This window comes from Confluentibacter sediminis, from assembly GCF_003258355.1.
Taxonomy (GTDB): domain Bacteria; phylum Bacteroidota; class Bacteroidia; order Flavobacteriales; family Flavobacteriaceae; genus Confluentibacter; species Confluentibacter sediminis.
Window position 1 is genome coordinate 14,419 of the sequence record NZ_QKPO01000013.1, and the last position, 16,363, is coordinate 30,781.

General features: G+C 32.7%; 15 protein-coding genes and 1 tRNA gene. 13 read left to right on the forward strand and 3 right to left on the reverse strand.

The annotated features are described in order from the left end of the window. Nucleotides 1–62 precede the first annotated feature (62 nt). Nucleotides 63–137 (reverse strand) — tRNA-Pro (locus DKT72_RS12130). 184 nt (nt 138–321) lie between these two features. On the opposite strand from DKT72_RS12130, the gene DKT72_RS12135 reads away from it, so the two are divergent. The 11 genes from DKT72_RS12135 to DKT72_RS12185 all read left to right on the forward strand — a co-directional run bounded on the left by DKT72_RS12135 (nt 322) and on the right by DKT72_RS12185 (nt 11,141). Continuing rightward, nucleotides 322–2,613 carry a TonB-dependent receptor family protein gene (locus tag DKT72_RS12135; RefSeq protein ID WP_111309015.1) on the forward strand — a complete coding sequence of 764 codons (2,292 nt, stop codon included), beginning with the start codon at nt 322–324 and terminating at the stop codon, nt 2,611–2,613. 36 nt (nt 2,614–2,649) lie between these two features. Next, nucleotides 2,650–3,768 carry a PQQ-dependent sugar dehydrogenase gene (locus DKT72_RS12140; RefSeq protein WP_111309016.1) on the forward strand — a complete coding sequence of 373 codons (1,119 nt, stop codon included), beginning with the start codon at nt 2,650–2,652 and terminating at the stop codon, nt 3,766–3,768. Between the two features lie 8 nt (nt 3,769–3,776). Next, nucleotides 3,777–4,181 carry a c-type cytochrome gene (locus tag DKT72_RS12145; protein ID WP_111309017.1) on the forward strand — a complete coding sequence of 135 codons (405 nt, stop codon included), beginning with the start codon at nt 3,777–3,779 and terminating at the stop codon, nt 4,179–4,181. Between the two features lie 65 nt (nt 4,182–4,246). Then, nucleotides 4,247–4,852, forward strand: coding sequence for a uridine kinase (gene udk, locus DKT72_RS12150; RefSeq protein WP_111309018.1), 606 nt, complete (start codon nt 4,247–4,249; stop codon nt 4,850–4,852). Between the two features lies 1 nt (nt 4,853). Then, nucleotides 4,854–5,177: an FtsB family cell division protein gene (locus DKT72_RS12155; protein ID WP_111309019.1), complete on the forward strand. Its 324-nt coding sequence runs from the start codon at nt 4,854–4,856 to the stop codon at nt 5,175–5,177. Further along, on the forward strand, nt 5,170–6,543 hold the full coding sequence (locus DKT72_RS12160) for a methylmalonyl-CoA mutase subunit beta (RefSeq protein ID WP_111309020.1): 1,374 nt from the start codon (nt 5,170–5,172) through the stop codon (nt 6,541–6,543). The genes DKT72_RS12155 and DKT72_RS12160 overlap by 8 nt, the downstream gene beginning before the upstream one ends. Nucleotides 6,544–6,767: 224 nt before the next feature. Further along, nucleotides 6,768–7,475, forward strand: coding sequence for a VIT1/CCC1 transporter family protein (locus tag DKT72_RS12165; protein WP_111309021.1), 708 nt, complete (start codon nt 6,768–6,770; stop codon nt 7,473–7,475). Nucleotides 7,476–7,770: 295 nt separating this feature from the next. Continuing rightward, a complete protein-coding gene (locus DKT72_RS12170) occupies nt 7,771–8,070 on the forward strand; it encodes a thioredoxin family protein (RefSeq protein WP_111309151.1) in 300 nt (99 codons plus the stop codon). A gap of 10 nt (nt 8,071–8,080) precedes the next feature. Continuing rightward, complete coding sequence (locus DKT72_RS12175) at nt 8,081–9,058, forward strand: permease (protein WP_111309022.1); 978 nt, start codon at nt 8,081–8,083, stop codon at nt 9,056–9,058. A 200-nt stretch (nt 9,059–9,258) separates the two neighbouring features. Then, a complete protein-coding gene (locus DKT72_RS18385) occupies nt 9,259–10,746 on the forward strand; it encodes a PAS domain-containing sensor histidine kinase (RefSeq protein WP_111309023.1) in 1,488 nt (495 codons plus the stop codon). Beyond that, nucleotides 10,743–11,141, forward strand: coding sequence for a response regulator (locus DKT72_RS12185; RefSeq protein WP_111309024.1), 399 nt, complete (start codon nt 10,743–10,745; stop codon nt 11,139–11,141). Before DKT72_RS18385 ends, DKT72_RS12185 begins: the two co-directional genes overlap by 4 nt. Before the next feature lie 74 nt (nt 11,142–11,215). On the opposite strand, the gene lipB is transcribed toward DKT72_RS12185, so the two are convergent. Both lipB and DKT72_RS12195 read right to left on the reverse strand, forming a co-directional pair. Continuing rightward, nucleotides 11,216–11,923, reverse strand: a complete 708-nt coding sequence (lipB, locus tag DKT72_RS12190) for a lipoyl(octanoyl) transferase LipB (RefSeq protein ID WP_111309025.1) — start codon at nt 11,921–11,923, stop codon at nt 11,216–11,218. 29 nt (nt 11,924–11,952) lie between these two features. Beyond that, nucleotides 11,953–12,111, reverse strand: coding sequence for a YqaE/Pmp3 family membrane protein (locus DKT72_RS12195; RefSeq protein WP_111309026.1), 159 nt, complete (start codon nt 12,109–12,111; stop codon nt 11,953–11,955). A gap of 198 nt (nt 12,112–12,309) precedes the next feature. Here DKT72_RS12195 and lysS point away from each other — a divergent pair, with 198 nt between their 5' ends. Both lysS and DKT72_RS12205 read left to right on the forward strand, forming a co-directional pair. Then, entirely contained in the window at nt 12,310–14,007 is a 1,698-nt protein-coding gene (gene lysS, locus DKT72_RS12200) for a lysine--tRNA ligase (protein WP_111309027.1), read from the forward strand. An 81-nt stretch (nt 14,008–14,088) separates the two neighbouring features. Then, nucleotides 14,089–16,137: a response regulator gene (locus tag DKT72_RS12205; RefSeq protein ID WP_111309028.1), complete on the forward strand. Its 2,049-nt coding sequence runs from the start codon at nt 14,089–14,091 to the stop codon at nt 16,135–16,137. Nucleotides 16,138–16,363: the final 226 nt, after the last annotated feature.

Consider the following 16,363-nt stretch of genomic DNA (forward strand, 5'->3'; position numbering starts at 1 on the left):
AACAAAAAACACTGATAATCATACAATTAACAGTGTTTTAATACTTCCTATTACTAGGTTCGTCGGGGTGGCAGGATTCGAACCTGCGACCTCCTGCTCCCAAAGCAGGCGCGATAACCGGGCTACGCTACACCCCGAAAATGAGTGTGCAAATATATATAATTATTGATGTTATGCAAGAGGTTTTATTCTTTATTTTAAAAAAAACTACAGCTTGGAAAATCAAATAAAATTAACATTCTTTTACACCAAATCAATAATAAAATTAGATTTTTAGTAATAGTTTTATGCCTTATTTAAACAACTAAACTATAACCACAAATGAAATTCGTTTTTAAAATCACTTTATTATTTACTATTTTTAGTAGTACAATAATTACAGCCCAAGAAATTTTTAGAGGTAAAATAGTAGATATTGAAAGTGGAGCTTTTTTAGATAATGTTAGTATTATCAATACAGCAGATAATCAATCTTATGTTTCTAATAACCAAGGGGAATTTGAGGTACCACAATCTGGTAATTATATATTTAAAAAATTAGGATATCACCAAGCTGAAATTACTTTAAACAAAAGCTACCAAATCATTCAGCTTAGTATCAATCCATCCGAACTTAACGAGGTTGTCATTAGTGCCAATCAGTTACCAAAACGACTCAAAAAAGCCACAACCACTGTTAATATTATTTCTGCAAGCGATATGGAACGCGCTCACAACACCAATATGTCACCAACTTTAAGTAGGATTCCTGGAGTTTTAATGCTAACGGCCGCTCTAAACACCAACAGAATTACCATAAGAGGTGTTGGTGCAAGAAACCTATATGGTACTGCTAAAATTAGAGCTTATTTTAAAGACATTCCCTTAACCAACGGTAGTGGCGAAACCAATATTGAAGATTTTGAACTGACTTCTATTGCAAGAATGGAAATTGACAAAGGTGCTTCTAGTATTTATGGCGCTGGTTTAGGGGGCACCATACATCTAACACCTCAAAATGCCTATTTAAACCAAACGAATGCAAATGGCGCATTTTCTTTTGGTTCGTTTGGACTTCTTAAAGAAGTCATCAATTTGAATCATGGGTCTTCAAAAAACAGTTTTAGAGCCATATATAGTAATACCCACAGTGATGGCTATAGGGATAATGGGGAATATGATCGTCAAACATTTACATTGAGTACCAATCATTTTTTAAGCAAAAAAGATGAACTGACGTTTTTAATGAGTTATGTAGATTTGTTTGCTTACATACCAAGTTCCATAAGCGAAAGTGCTTACCTAAGCAATCCGTCTTCCGCAGCTTTTACATGGAAACAAGCAAAAGGTTATGAAAACTCACAACGTGGTATTTTTGGTGTATCTTGGAAACATCAATACACCGACCATTTAAAACAAAGCACGAGCGTATTCACGTCATTTGGTAATGGCTATGAACCAAGACCTTTTGATATTTTAAAGGACGATATATTTGCCTTGGGTATTAGAAGCCGATTGATAGGTAACACCACATTATTCGATAAAAATTTAGATTGGACTATAGGTGGTGAAGTGTTTAAGGACAATTACAAATATGGTACTTACGAAAATCTTTATCAAGATTATCCAGAAGGGACAGGTAGTGTACAAGGTGACCAATTAGTGAATTTTAAAGAGGATCGTTCCTATTATAATGTATTTTTAGAAACCAATTATAACCTAACAAAGAAAACCACACTGTCGTTTGGTTTGAATTATAATCAAACCTCATACGATTTAGACGATAGATTTATGGTTTCTGCTGAAGATCCCGACCAATCGGGCTCCTATAAATTTAATGGTATTTTATCCCCTAAATTTGGAATATCTCATCTTATTTCTAATGATATTGCAGTGTATTCTGATATCAGCTATGGGTTTTCGCCTATTACACTTTTAGAAACTTTGATGCCTGACGGACAGATAAACCAAGATTTAAAACCGGAAACTGGTTGGAATTTCGAAATCGGCACTAGAGGTACAATCATTAAAAATAAACTGATTTTCAATCTGGCTTTATACAGATTAGACATTAAAAACTTGCTTGTTTCTAGAAGAACTGCTTTAGACCAATATATTGGTATTAACGCAGGTAGAACACAACATGATGGTTTGGAATTGGCACTAAATTATAACATAGTGACTAATGAATCGTTTTCTCTTGGATCCTTTGTTAGCTATTCGCTAAACGATTATACTTTCAAAGAATTTGTAGATGATACAGACAATTTTTCTGGTAACGATTTAACAGGAGTACCAAACGATGTATTTAATGCAGGCATCGATGTTAGCTCTAAAATAGGATTTTATGGAAATATCAATTTTCAATATGTAGGCAGAATTCCTATGAATGACAGCAATAGTTTATATTCAGACAATTATAAGTTAACCAACTTAAAAGTGGGCTATAGATTAAATATTACAGAAAAATTAAGAGCTAATATTTTTTATGGGTTAGACAATATTTTTGATGAAAAATACGCATCACAAATACTTATAAATGCGCCCAGCTTTGGAACAACGCCTCCTAGATATTATTATCCAGGAAATCCAGTCAATTATTATGCGGGAATTAATGTTAATTACAATTTCTAAATAATTCTTATTAACTTTATAAAAATCTTTGATGCCATGAAAAAACTTATGATCATTCCTTTAATCACCATAGCCCTTTCTGCTTGCGCTCAACAAACGGAATCTTCTGTTAAAGCAGAAGATCCTCAAAATATAAGTTACACGACCGAATTGGTAGTTCCAGATATGTCCATTCCTTGGGGTATGGATTTTTTACCTGATGGCAGTATGTTGATTACTGAAAAATCTGGCGAGTTGGTTCATTTTAAAAATGGCATAAAAACCAATATTTCAGGAGTACCTGAAGTATATAATCGTGGACAAGGTGGGTTATTAGATATTAAATTGCACCCCGATTACGAAAACAATGGTTGGATTTACATGACTTATGCGTCTTCTGAAGGCGAAGGTACTGGCGGCAATACCGCTCTTATGAGAACCAAATTAAGTGGCAATTCGCTAACAAATCAAGAAGTTCTATATAAAGCAGCCCCCAATACAACCAAGGGGCAACATTTTGGTTCTCGTATCGCTTTTGATAACGACGGGTACCTATATTTTTCTGCTGGCGAACGTGGCGAACATTTTGTAAATCCTCAAGACCTTACTAGGGATAATGGAAAAATTTATAGACTTTATGATGATGGTAGAATACCAGAAGACAACCCTTTTGTGAACGAACCTAATGCAAAAAAAGCAATTTATAGTTACGGCCATAGAAATCCGCAAGGTTTAATAAAAAATCCAGAAACTGGTGCCATTTGGGAACATGAACATGGTCCACAAGGTGGGGATGAAATAAACATCATTCAAAAAGGAAAAAATTATGGTTGGCCAGTAATATCGTATGGTATTGATTATGACAATAGCATAATTACAGAATTGACCTCTAAAGAAGGCATGGAACAACCCTTATTTTATTGGGTACCATCTATAGCTCCTTCCGGTTTAGCCATGGTTACATCAAACAAATATCCAGATTGGAAGGGCAATCTTTTAGTAGGTTCTTTAAAATTCGCCTATCTAGAGCGTCTTGTTCTTGAAAACAATAAAGTGGTTAAACGTATAAAACTTTTTGAAGGTCTAGGCCGTGTTAGAAATGTGGTACAAGCACCAGATGGTTATATTTACGTGGGTGTAGAAGGGAAAGGAATCTATAAAATCATACCAAACTAAATATTTATATGAAGATATGTTTCACCCTAGGTTTGGGATTCTTGTCAAGTTTTTTGATATCCGTTTACGGTCAAAATAAAGAACTGATTGAAAGTATTAAAAAAGGGAAAGACATTTACCAGGACTTCTGTATTACCTGCCACATGGGGAATGGAGAAGGCTTAACTGGCAGTTTTCCTCCGTTAGCAAAGTCAGATTATTTGATCAACAACCGGGCTAAAAGCATCAAGGCAATTAAGTATGGCTTACAAGGAGAAATTATTGTAAACGGAAAGACATATAACAGTATCATGGCTAATTTAGGTTTGGCAGATGATGAGATTGCAGATATCATGAACTACATCACCAATAGCTGGGGTAACAAAAATGACGACATCGTGACTGAGAAAGAAGTTTCAGAGATTAAAAAATAAATCCCATAAAGATATAGCACACTAACTGTTTCATTAACTTTGCAAACTTATTAAAACTATTTTTCATGCTTATTATTGGAATTGCAGGTGGTACAGGTTGTGGTAAAACGACGGTTGTTAATCAGATTTTAAACGAACTTCCAGAAGGAGAAGTGGGTGTGATTTCCCAAGATTCTTATTATAAAGATACCACACACTTAAGTTACGAAGAACGGATTAATATTAATTTTGACCATCCCAGGTCCATTGATTTCGATTTATTGGAAAATCACTTAAAAGAATTAAAAAAAGGACATCCCATACACCAACCTATATATTCTTTCGTTAAGCACAATAGAACAGGCGATACCATATTAACACATCCAAGAAAAGTGATGATTGTTGAAGGGATTTTAATTTTAACACATCCTGAATTAAGAGATATGTTTGATATTAAAATATTTGTTCATGCTGATACTGATGAACGATTGATTCGTCGCTTAAAACGTGATATTTCTGAACGGGGCAGAGATTTAAATGAAGTTTTAACACGTTACCAAAACACATTAAAACCTATGCATGAACAGTTTATTGAACCCACAAAAGAATATGCCGATATTATCATACCAAATAATAAACATAACACGGTGGCTATAGATATTGTTCGTTCTATTATTAACCAGAAATTATAAAATGGCATTTAACAAAAAAAGATTATTAAAACCATTTAAGAACATATTTGTTCTCATTTTGTTTGTTTTTATAGTTTGGATGCTGTTTTTTGATGCCAATTCTTGGTTAATACATAGAGAATTAAATAATGACATAGAGGATTTAGAGTCTCAAAAGGAATACTATAAAAAAGAGATTGAAAAAGATAAAAAAGCCCTGAAAAAATTAAGCACTGATGAAGGCTTAGAAAAATTTGCACGCGAAGAATATTACATGAAACGTGACAGTGAAGAGATTTTCATTATTGAATATGAAGATAGTTTAAAAACAAACGATAATGAGTAATCAATTATTTAATGAATTTACTCCCATTACTTCCAAACAATGGAAACAAAATATCCAATTTGATTTAAAAGGTGCCGATTATAATAAAACCCTCATTTGGAAAACCAACGAAGACATTTCCGTAAAACCCTTTTATCATTCAGATGATTTCACAGAACTTCCTGAAGTATCGAACACCAAAGCCACCCAATGGCACATTTGCGAAACTATTTATGTAGTCGATGTTAATAAATCAAATTTAAAAGCATTAAAATTTATAAAAAAAGGTGCCGATAGCATTAAATTTATCATTCCGGCTGATACCATTTCTGTTGAAGCATTGCTGAAAAACATTGACACCTCAACGACCTCAATTCATTTAGAACTTCAGTTTCTTTATGAAGATTTCACAAACAAAATAGATGCCATCCATACTAAAGCAGGAATTCATATTCACACCGATATCATTGGTAATTTGACTAGAAATGGAAATTGGTTTACTAATCTAAAAGACGATTTTAGCAGGTTTGAAAATATTATAAAAACAACAAACTGCTTTAGTATTGATATGACGCTTTACCAAAATGCAGGTGCTAATATGGTGCAACAATTAGCGTATGCCCTAGCCCACGTCAACGAGTATTTAAATCATTTAGAAAATGTCATTACGAATGACGCAAAGCAACATATTACATGCATTTTCAACGTTTCGGTAGGCAGCAATTACTTTTTTGAAATCGCAAAATTAAGAGCTTTACGACTTCTTTGGAAAACATTAGCTTCAGAATACAACTTTAACTCCGAATGTCAAATTTATACAACCCCAACAAAACGTAACAAAACCTTATACGATTATAACACAAACATGCTTCGTACCACAACCGAATGTATGAGTGCTATTTTGGGTGGAAGTAACACGATTTGCAATATGTCTTACGACGCCATTTACCATAAAGTCCATACTTTTGGAAATCGCATAGCAAGAAATCAATTATTGATTTTGAAGCACGAAAGTTATTTTAATAAAATTGATAATCCTGTTGATGGTGCTTATTATATTGAAACCATTACCAATCAATTAGCCGAAAAAGCTTTGGAATTATTCAAAAATATAGAAACACAGGGTGGTTTTTTAAAACAACTTAAAGAAAATACCATTCAGCGGAAAATAAAAGAAAGTGCCGAAAAAGAGCAACAACAATTTGATTCTGGAGACATGGTTTTAACAGGAACTAATGCGCACATGAATATGGACGACAAAATGAAAGAGGCATTGGAATTGTATCCTTTTGTAAAAATCAAACAACGAAAAACCTTGATTGAACCCATTATAGAAAAACGTTTATCAGAAAAAACAGAACAACAACGATTAAAAAATGAAATTTAACATTGTCATTCTGAATTGTTTTTAAATTTCATATAAACTACCGAATTTATTAAACTCTTTCCTATATACTTTCGAGGCGACTTAATTAAATTTTAAAGGCTGAAAAGCCATAAAAGTACATTCTCATAAAACTCCCACTCTTTCAAATAATTAAATGATTTAAGTCATTGAATTTGAAGCGAAAGTTTATTAGCTTTAACTATTAAAAATCAATAGCTGATAAAATGACAGACATTGCAGACGATTATTTAGAACCACATTATATACAACGAAGCAATTGGTTGAGAGCCGCCGTTCTTGGTGCCAATGACGGCATCTTATCTACAGCCAGTCTTGCCATTGGTGTCGCTGCCGCCAGTGATTTAAGAGAACCTATTATTTTGGCAACGGTAGCAGGTTTGGTTGCTGGTGCCTTGTCTATGGCCGCTGGAGAATATGTATCGGTTAGCTCTCAAACCGATGTTGAAAAAGCCGATATAGAGCGTGAAAAACAGGAATTATTAGACATGCCTGACATCGAATTGGTAAGATTAGCCGAGATTTATGAAAAACGAGGCTTAAAAAAAGACACGGCCTTAATAGTCGCCAAAGAATTGACTGCACACGATGCTCTGGCTACTCATATAAGAGACGAACTAGGGATTAATGACATCAGTCAAGCAAAACCAATTCAAGCTGCTCTAGCTTCTGGTGCATCATTTACAGTGGGTGGTATATTGCCGCTTTTGGTAGTTATCTTTTTACCATTGCAAAACATGGAATATTACCTATATGGTTTTGCTATTATATTCCTCATCATTTTAGGAACTATAGCCGCTAAAACAGGAGGTTCTAGCATCACAAAAGCCATTATTAGAATCACCTTTTGGGGAACAGTTGCTATGGGATTAACAGCATTCGTTGGACATTTGTTTGGAGTTAATATGGTATAATCTTTTACCTATTCAAAATCATATTCATAATTAAAAAGACAAACCTTATCTATTTTATCATTAATTACCATCTATTGTCCGTTCGACAAGTAAAATAGCGAGGCACGAGATATTTTTTATCGAGAACTTTTAGTTGTCATTGATTCTCGATAAAATTTGCTCCGTTACCCCGCCCAAATCCACTCGAGTGACAGTTCAGGTAATCTTGTTAATAAACCTTCAAAACATAACATTTATCATAATTCATTATTAAACATCATGGTACATTTACTAAACGTAATGAATCCAAATGACCATGACAAAAAGAATTAAAATTTTAGGAACTGGCTGCCAAAAATGTAAAGTATTGAAACAAGTGGTGGAAGATGTTGTTAATGAAAATCATATTGATGCCAGTATTGAAAAAGTTGAAGATTTAGAAGATATCATGATATATAACGTCATGATAACCCCTGCTCTGGTGATAGATGATGTGATTGTCATAAAAGGGAGAATCCCAGACAAAAAAGAAATTTTAGATTTATTGAAATCCAAAAATCCAACTGAAGATATGAACACTACTAAAAAATGTTGTTCAGGAGGTAACTGTTGCTAACTAATACCCCATGTTTGATTGGATACAGCACATAGCCGATTGGTTGGTGTACGATGTTTTTGGAATGAAAGTCAACGAGCATCTCTCCGATGCGTTAAATTTCTTTATTTACGATAGCACTAAAATCATTTTACTGCTTTTTGTTGTTATTACGTTGATGGGAATTATTAATAACTATTTCCCTGTTGAAAAGGTTAAAAATTACTTATCCAGAAACAAATTATTTGGATTGGAATATCTTATGGCGAGCCTGTTTGGGGTGGTAACCCCTTTTTGTTCGTGTTCCTCTGTGCCTCTGTTCATTGGTTTTGTAAAAGGTGGCATTCCGTTAGGAGTCACCTTTGCTTTTCTTGTTACATCGCCCTTAGTCAATGAAGTCGCCATTGGATTATTCATTGGTTTGTTTGGTGTAAAAACCACCATTATTTACATTGTAAGTGGTATTTTATTAGGTACTATTTCTGGATATATACTTCAAAAATTAAAATTAGAACACTTACTAAGTCCTTGGGTAAAAGAGGTATTGGCAAATGCCGAAAGAGAACACGAAGCCTTTAAAGAAACACCCAAACCTTTTATACAACGCTTTCCTTTTATCTATAAAGAAGCCCTAACAATCATTAAAGGCATTCTTCCGTATATAATTGTGGGGATTGCTATTGGCGGATTCATGCATAGCTATATTCCAGAAGGCTTTTTTGAAACCTATATGGCAAAAGACAATCTGTTTGCTGTACCTATAGCCACTCTATTAGCCATACCCATGTATTCTAATGCATCAGGTATTTTGCCTATTGTACAAGTATTGGTTGAAAAAGGAATTCCTTTAGGCACCGCTATTGCTTTTATGATGGGTGTTGTTGGGTTATCGCTTCCCGAAGCCATGCTTTTAAAAAAAGTAATGAGCTTAAAACTAATAGGTATCTTTTTTGGGGTTGTTACCATGTGCATCATAGTGTCAGGATATATTTTTAATCTTGTTTTGTAGCACTTTTGACTCAAAAAGATATCTTACGTCAATTTTTCATACAAAAAATAGCTCCTCTATATAAAAATTGGTTAATTTAGTCTGACGCTTGATATAATGTCAAAACGTTTCCATAGGCAAACATTATAATTTATTCAACTACGAATAAAGACCACAAAACCACTTAACTAATCATGAATTAATTATTAAATATAAATATCTTGGAGAAAGTAACTGATTATAAATATGCGCTTGACGAATCATCTATTGTTGCTATTACCGACCAAAAAGGAATCATCAACTATGTAAATGATAACTTCTGTAACATCTCTAAATATACTGCTGATGAATTAATTGGACAAGACCATCGGATTATAAATTCAGGGCATCATTCAAAAGAGTTCATTAAAGATCTTTGGACAACTATTGCTAATGGAAAAGTATGGAAAGGCGAACTTAAAAACAAGGCAAAAGATGGCACTATATATTGGGTTGACACGACGATTGTTCCCTTTTTAAATGCATCCAATAAGCCTTACCAGTATGTTGCCATTAGGTCTGATATTACGGATAGAAAAAAAGGAGAAGAAGAACTTAAAAAGACATTAAAAGAAATTTCAGATTACAAATATGCTCTTGATGAATCTGCTATCGTTGCTATTACCGATCAAAAAGGAATCATTACCCATGTAAATGATAACTTTTGCAAAATATCAAAATACGCTGCCGAAGAATTAATAGGACGAGATCACCGTCTTATAAATTCAGGATATCACCCAAAAAAATTTATAAAGGAGCTTTGGACAACTATTGCCAATGGCAAAGTATGGAAAGGCGAGCTGAAAAACAAAGCAAAAGATGGCAGTACCTATTGGGTTGCGACTACCATTGTTCCTTTTTTAAATCAGGCTGGCAAACCTTACCAATATGTTGCTATTAGATCTGATATTACAGAAAGAAAAGAAGGCGAAGAACAGATCAAAGCAAATAATGCAAAAGCTATAGAACACGCCCACATATTGGAATTAAAAAACACGCAACTTATTGACTTCTGTAATATTGTTTCCCATAATTTAAGAGCTCCATTGATAAATGTATCTATGCTAGTCGATTATGTTGAACAAAGTGAAGATGAAAAAGAACGTATGGAAGTATTGGCAAAAATAAAACCTGTTGTGAATCATTTAATGGATGTTTTTAACGAATTGGTAGAATCCATTCAAGTAAAGCAAGATACTGAAATAAAAGCAGATAAAATAATTTTAAAAGATTGCATAGAGAAAATATTGAAAGGTTTTGAAACTCAAATTAAAGAATATGAAGCGGACATTCTCCTAGATTTAAATCAAGCTTCCATAATATATTTTCCTCAAAAATATATAGAAAGTATTTTATCAAATTTAATAAGTAATGCTCTTAAGTATAGATCACCAAAGAGGAAGCCGACTATTACTATAAAAACTAAAAAAGGAGATAACAATAGCATAATATTATCGGTGGCCGATAACGGATTAGGTATCGATTTAGAATTACATAAAGATCAGATTTTTAAAATTCGCAAAACATTTCACAAACATCCCGATGCAAAAGGATTTGGACTGTTCATGACAAAAACCCAAGTGGAAGCCATGAATGGAAAAATTTGGGCAAAGAGCCAACCCCAAAAAGGCAGTACTTTTTTTATAGAATTTAAAAACCAAAACATATGAACCAGATAAAAACACTTACACTTATTGACGATGACGACATTTTTGTTTTCTTGACAAAAAAAGTTATAGAGCAGACTAACCTTGTGAATTTAATAAAGGTTTTTGGAAACGGCTTAGATGCTATAAACTTTTTAAAAAAGAATAAATACAATACCGATAGTTTACCCGAAATTATTCTTTTAGACCTTAGTATGCCAATAATGAATGGTTGGCAATTTTTGGAGGAATATGCTAAACTTAATCCTTCAATAGGAAAAAAAATCACCATTTACATATGCTCTTCTTCTATTTCTCACGATGACATTACTAGAGCTAAATCGATTAATGAGGTTTCCGATTATATCATTAAACCTATTACTAAAAACAGATTGATAGAAGTTATAAAAAAGTTATAAAAATAAAAAAAACATCTCTTTTGTACAATCCTCTTCAATTATATGAATTGAACGCACGAAATACTAACAAGACTCTAAAGGCCTCCAAAAAATTCTGCCTCAAAAAGTTCAGAAAAATACTTAATCATTTTTTCTTTAACCTCAGCTTCATTAACTTGTGTCACACCTAACTCAACATGTAAAGATGTTACGGCTTTACCACGAATGCCACAAGGAATAATATTATCAAAATAACCCAAATTGGCATTTACATTAAGCGCAAAACCATGCATGGTTACCCAACGGCTGGCACGAACGCCCATAGCACAAATTTTACGTGCAAATGGCGTACCAACATCTAACCAAACCCCTGTTTCTCCATCGCTACGCTCCCCTTTCAAACCATAATCCGCAAGCGTCAAAATAATCATTTCCTCTAAAAAACGCAGGTATTTATGGATGTCGGTAAAAAAATTATCTAAGTCTAAAATAGGATAGCCAACAATTTGTCCTGGTCCGTGATACGTAATATCGCCTCCTCTATTTATTTTATAAAAAGTGGCACCTTTTTCAGCAAGTTGTTGCTCACTTAACAGCATGTTAGAGACATCGCCACTTTTACCAAGTGTGTACACGTGTGGATGCTCTACAAATAAAAAATAATTATTGGTATCAATTTGGGTATCTTCTCGTCTATTATTGATTTTTACATCCAAAATGGATTTAAACAACAGCTCTTGGTAATCCCAAGTTTGTTTATAGTCTTTTAAGCCTAAATCTTGCAGTTCTATTCTCTTATTCATAGACTACAAAATTACGATTTTTTTAGGTTTTATCTATTCGGATTATTCACAATAACCAATGCTGCAATAACGCCTGGCACCCAGCCACAAAGCCAAAGTAAAAAAACAATAAAGATAGACCCACAACCTTTGCCTATGACAGCTAAGGGTGGACAAAATATACATAGGATAACTCTCCAGAAACTCATGATGTGATTGATTATGATTGATTACTGTTTATTTGACTATAAACAACGCTTTTTGTTACAATATACATGAGCGTTTATATCAAACCAATGTGGAATACTGAAAGTGCAACCCAGAGGGAAACACCCAAAAATTAGTTTTAAATGCTAGGTTTTAATAGTATCTTTGTGCCTTTAAAAAAATCATTCAGAAATTAGAATATGTCGCAATTATCAGAACACGAACTTGTCCGAAGAGAAAAATTATCCAAATTACGTGAATTAGGGATTAATCCGTATCCAGCTAATTTATTTCCAATATCGCATAATTCAAAGCAGATTAAGAAAGAGTTCAAGGAAGGTGAGTCTGTAATAATTGCCGGTAGATTAATGTCTCGTCGTATTCAAGGAAATGCTAGTTTTGCGGAATTGCAAGATGCCGAAGGTAGAATACAGGTCTATTTTAATAGAGATGAAATTTGTACTGGTGACGATAAAACCAAATATAACGAAGTTTATAAAAAACTTTTAGATATAGGTGATTTTATAGGTATTGAAGGGGTATTATTTACTACCAAAGTAGGGGAAAAAACCGTTAAGGTTAAAGATTTCACATTACTAAGTAAATCTTTAAAACCATTACCACTACCAAGAACAGATGCTGATGGCAATGTGCATGATGCGTTTACAGATCCTGAACAACGTTACAGACAACGTTATGCTGATTTAGTAGTAAATCCACATGTGAAAGACGTATTTGTAAAACGCACCAAGTTATTTAATGCGATGCGCGGCTTTTTCAACGATGCTGGTTATTTTGAAGTTGAAACCCCTGTATTACAACCCATTCCAGGTGGTGCAGCAGCTCGACCTTTTATGACACACCATAATGCCTTGGATATTCCATTATACATGCGAATTGCCAACGAATTGTATTTAAAACGATTGATTGTTGGTGGTTTTGATGGTGTCTATGAGTTTTCAAAAAACTTTAGAAATGAAGGTATGGACAGAACCCATAACCCTGAATTCACAGCCATGGAAATTTATGTAGCCTACAAAGATTACAACTGGATGATGGATTTTTGCGAACGCTTGCTAGAACATTGCGCTATAGCGGTAAATGGGACTACAAAAGCCACTTTCGGCAACCATAATATTGATTTTAAAGCACCATATGCCCGAGTGACTATGGCAGATTCCATAAAACATTTCACTGGTTTTGACATAACAGGAAAAACCGAAGACGAAATTAGACTAGCTGCTAAAGGTATGGGTATTGAAGTGGATGCCACCATGGGTAAAGGAAAACTGATTGACGAAATTTTTGGAGAAAAATGTGAAGGCAACTATATACAACCAACCTTTATAACCGATTACCCAAAAGAAATGAGTCCGCTATGTAAAGAACATCGTGAAAATCCTGAATTGACCGAGCGTTTTGAATTGATGGTTTGTGGTAAAGAAATTGCGAATGCTTATTCTGAATTAAACGACCCGATAGACCAACGGGAGCGTTTTGAACACCAAATGGAATTAGCAAAAAAAGGGGACGATGAAGCTACCGGTATTATTGATTACGACTTTTTACGTGCTCTAGAATATGGTATGCCACCAACATCCGGCATGGGTATTGGCATGGATCGATTGATTATGTTTTTAACCAATAACCAATCGATACAAGAAGTATTGTTCTTCCCTCAAATGAGACCAGAGAAAAAAGCCGTAGCGCTTAGTGATGAGGCAAAAGCTGTTTTGGAGTTATTAAAAAAATCCGAAAGATTAGAACTTAATGATTTAAAAATACAATCTGGTCTATCTAACAAGAAATGGGATATTTCTATTAAAGAATTAACCAAACACAATGTTGCTAAAGTTGAAAAAACCGACAACAGCCTTTTTGTTAAAATTATTTCCTAATACCCTTATAAATAGATAAATATAGATTACATTTATAATACGTATTTTCTTTACTAATAATTGAAACCACATTATTTATGTATGATTAGAGCACGTATTTCATATTTAATTATACCAATTACTACTTTTATTTTATTATTTACAGTATTAATAATCCTTTATGAAATTATAGTACGTGAACATCATACTCTAGTAGAAAATCAAGTTTTTGATATTGGCAAATTTATCTCTAATGAATTTAAAAATATTTATAAAAGCGATGTATCAAGACTTGAAAACCTTAAAGATCGATTAGAGTTTACAAATGGTGCTTATTACAGCAACTGGGAAAATGATGCCCACTTAATTTTAAATCAAAACCCCTCTTTTAAATTTATAGAATGGATAGATAGTTCTATGGTTATCAGAAAAATAACTCCCCTAAAAGGTAATGAAGACGCTTTAAACTTAGATATATCAAAAATTGATTACCGAAAAGATGAATGGATTAAGTATTCTAAAAGTGATAAAACAAACATTACCCCTTGGGCAAAACTAACACAATCCGGAAATGCTTTTCTTGTGGATGTTCCTGTTTATTATAATAATAAATTTCAGGGAACCATTACTGCTGGCATGGATTTCAAGACCAATTTTGATACAGTAGTTGAGTATCTAAATAATCAATTTAGCATTGAATTATATGATGAAAAAGGCACTCTTTTTTATAATGTTAATAAAGATATTGTACTTAATAAACATCATAAAATTAGTTATAGTACCTTTATAAATCTAGATGATTCAGGTTTAAAAACATGGCAATTAAAGGTAGTTCCAACTGAAAAATTAAAAATAGAAGATGGTGAAAAATTAATTAATTTAGCCTTTTTTACCGGACTGTTTTTATCAATAATTGTTTCCCTTTTGGTTCACTTTTACTTAAAAACCAAAAAAAGTGAAAAACAAGCCATACAGACTAACCTCGAGTTAGTGCTTACCAATGAAAAATTAAATATCTCACGAGACAGAGCCGAAAAAGCTTCACAAGCAAAAACAGAGTTTCTATCAAACATGAGTCACGAAATAAGAACACCTTTACACGCTATTCTTGGCTTTATTCAGCTAATAAAAAACAGTAAATTAAGTAAAGTAAATAAAGAGTATTTGGATTTAATGGATAAGTCTTCAAATAATCTTTTAAATCTCGTCAATGATATTTTAGATATTGATAAAATAGAATCTGGAAGTGTAGAATTAAACGAAATTTTATTCAACCCTCTTGAAAAAATCAAAGAATTAATTGAGGTTAATCAGTTTCTCTTCTTGAAAAAAAATCTGTATTTAAAAACAAATTTCGAAAATACTTTAGGAATGAATGTTTTAGGCGATCAAAATAAAATGCTTCAAATTGTAAATAACATTCTTAAAAATGCTTTAAAATTCACCAATAAAGGAGGGGTTATATTTACATATAGTGAAAAAGAAATTGAAAATCAATTGCAAGTAAATATTAATATTAAGGATACAGGAATTGGCATCCCCAAAGAAAAAATTGAAACCATTTTTAACAGATTTACACAAATTGATAGCAGTATAAAAAAACAGTATGAAGGCAGCGGTTTAGGCTTAGCTATTTGCAAACACCTGATAACTATGATGGGTGGAGAAATTACTATTGAAAGTAAGCTTAAAAAAGGCTCTATATTTAAAATATCCACTTTATTTAAGATTGCGAAAAATCAGGAAAAAGAAACTTCTATTGAAATTAAAAAAAATATCAATTTATCTGATTTAAGCGTTTTAATAGTTGATGACAACAATATAAATATTATAGTGTTAAAAAAGCTTCTTGAAACCATGGACATTAAAGCTGATACGGCCGAAAACGGTAAAATCGCCTTAAAAAAAGTAGCACAAAAAAATTATCAATTAATTTTTATGGACATACATATGCCTGAAATGGATGGTTTTGAAACGACTGAAATCATTAGAAAACGTAATAAAGACGTCATTATTTTTGGTCTTTCTGCCAATGTTACCACAGAAGCTATCAATAAAGCTATTCTTAGTGGTATGAATAATTACATCCCAAAACCATTTAAAAAAGAACTTTTATATAAAATGTTATTATTTCATTTTAATAATAATTGATTGTAAATTTCATAAATAAAAAAACCCGTAACTACTAATTACGGGTTTTTTACTAACTAACCAACTAACTTAATTTAGTTAACCAAACTAAACTTTATTTTAATATTTTAATTTTATGCTTTTATTTCTAATTACACTACAAATAGACACAATAAATTTTAGGTATTAAAATCAATTTAGAAATGTTTAACATTCCTAATTATAACTTTACAATTTCTTTAAGACA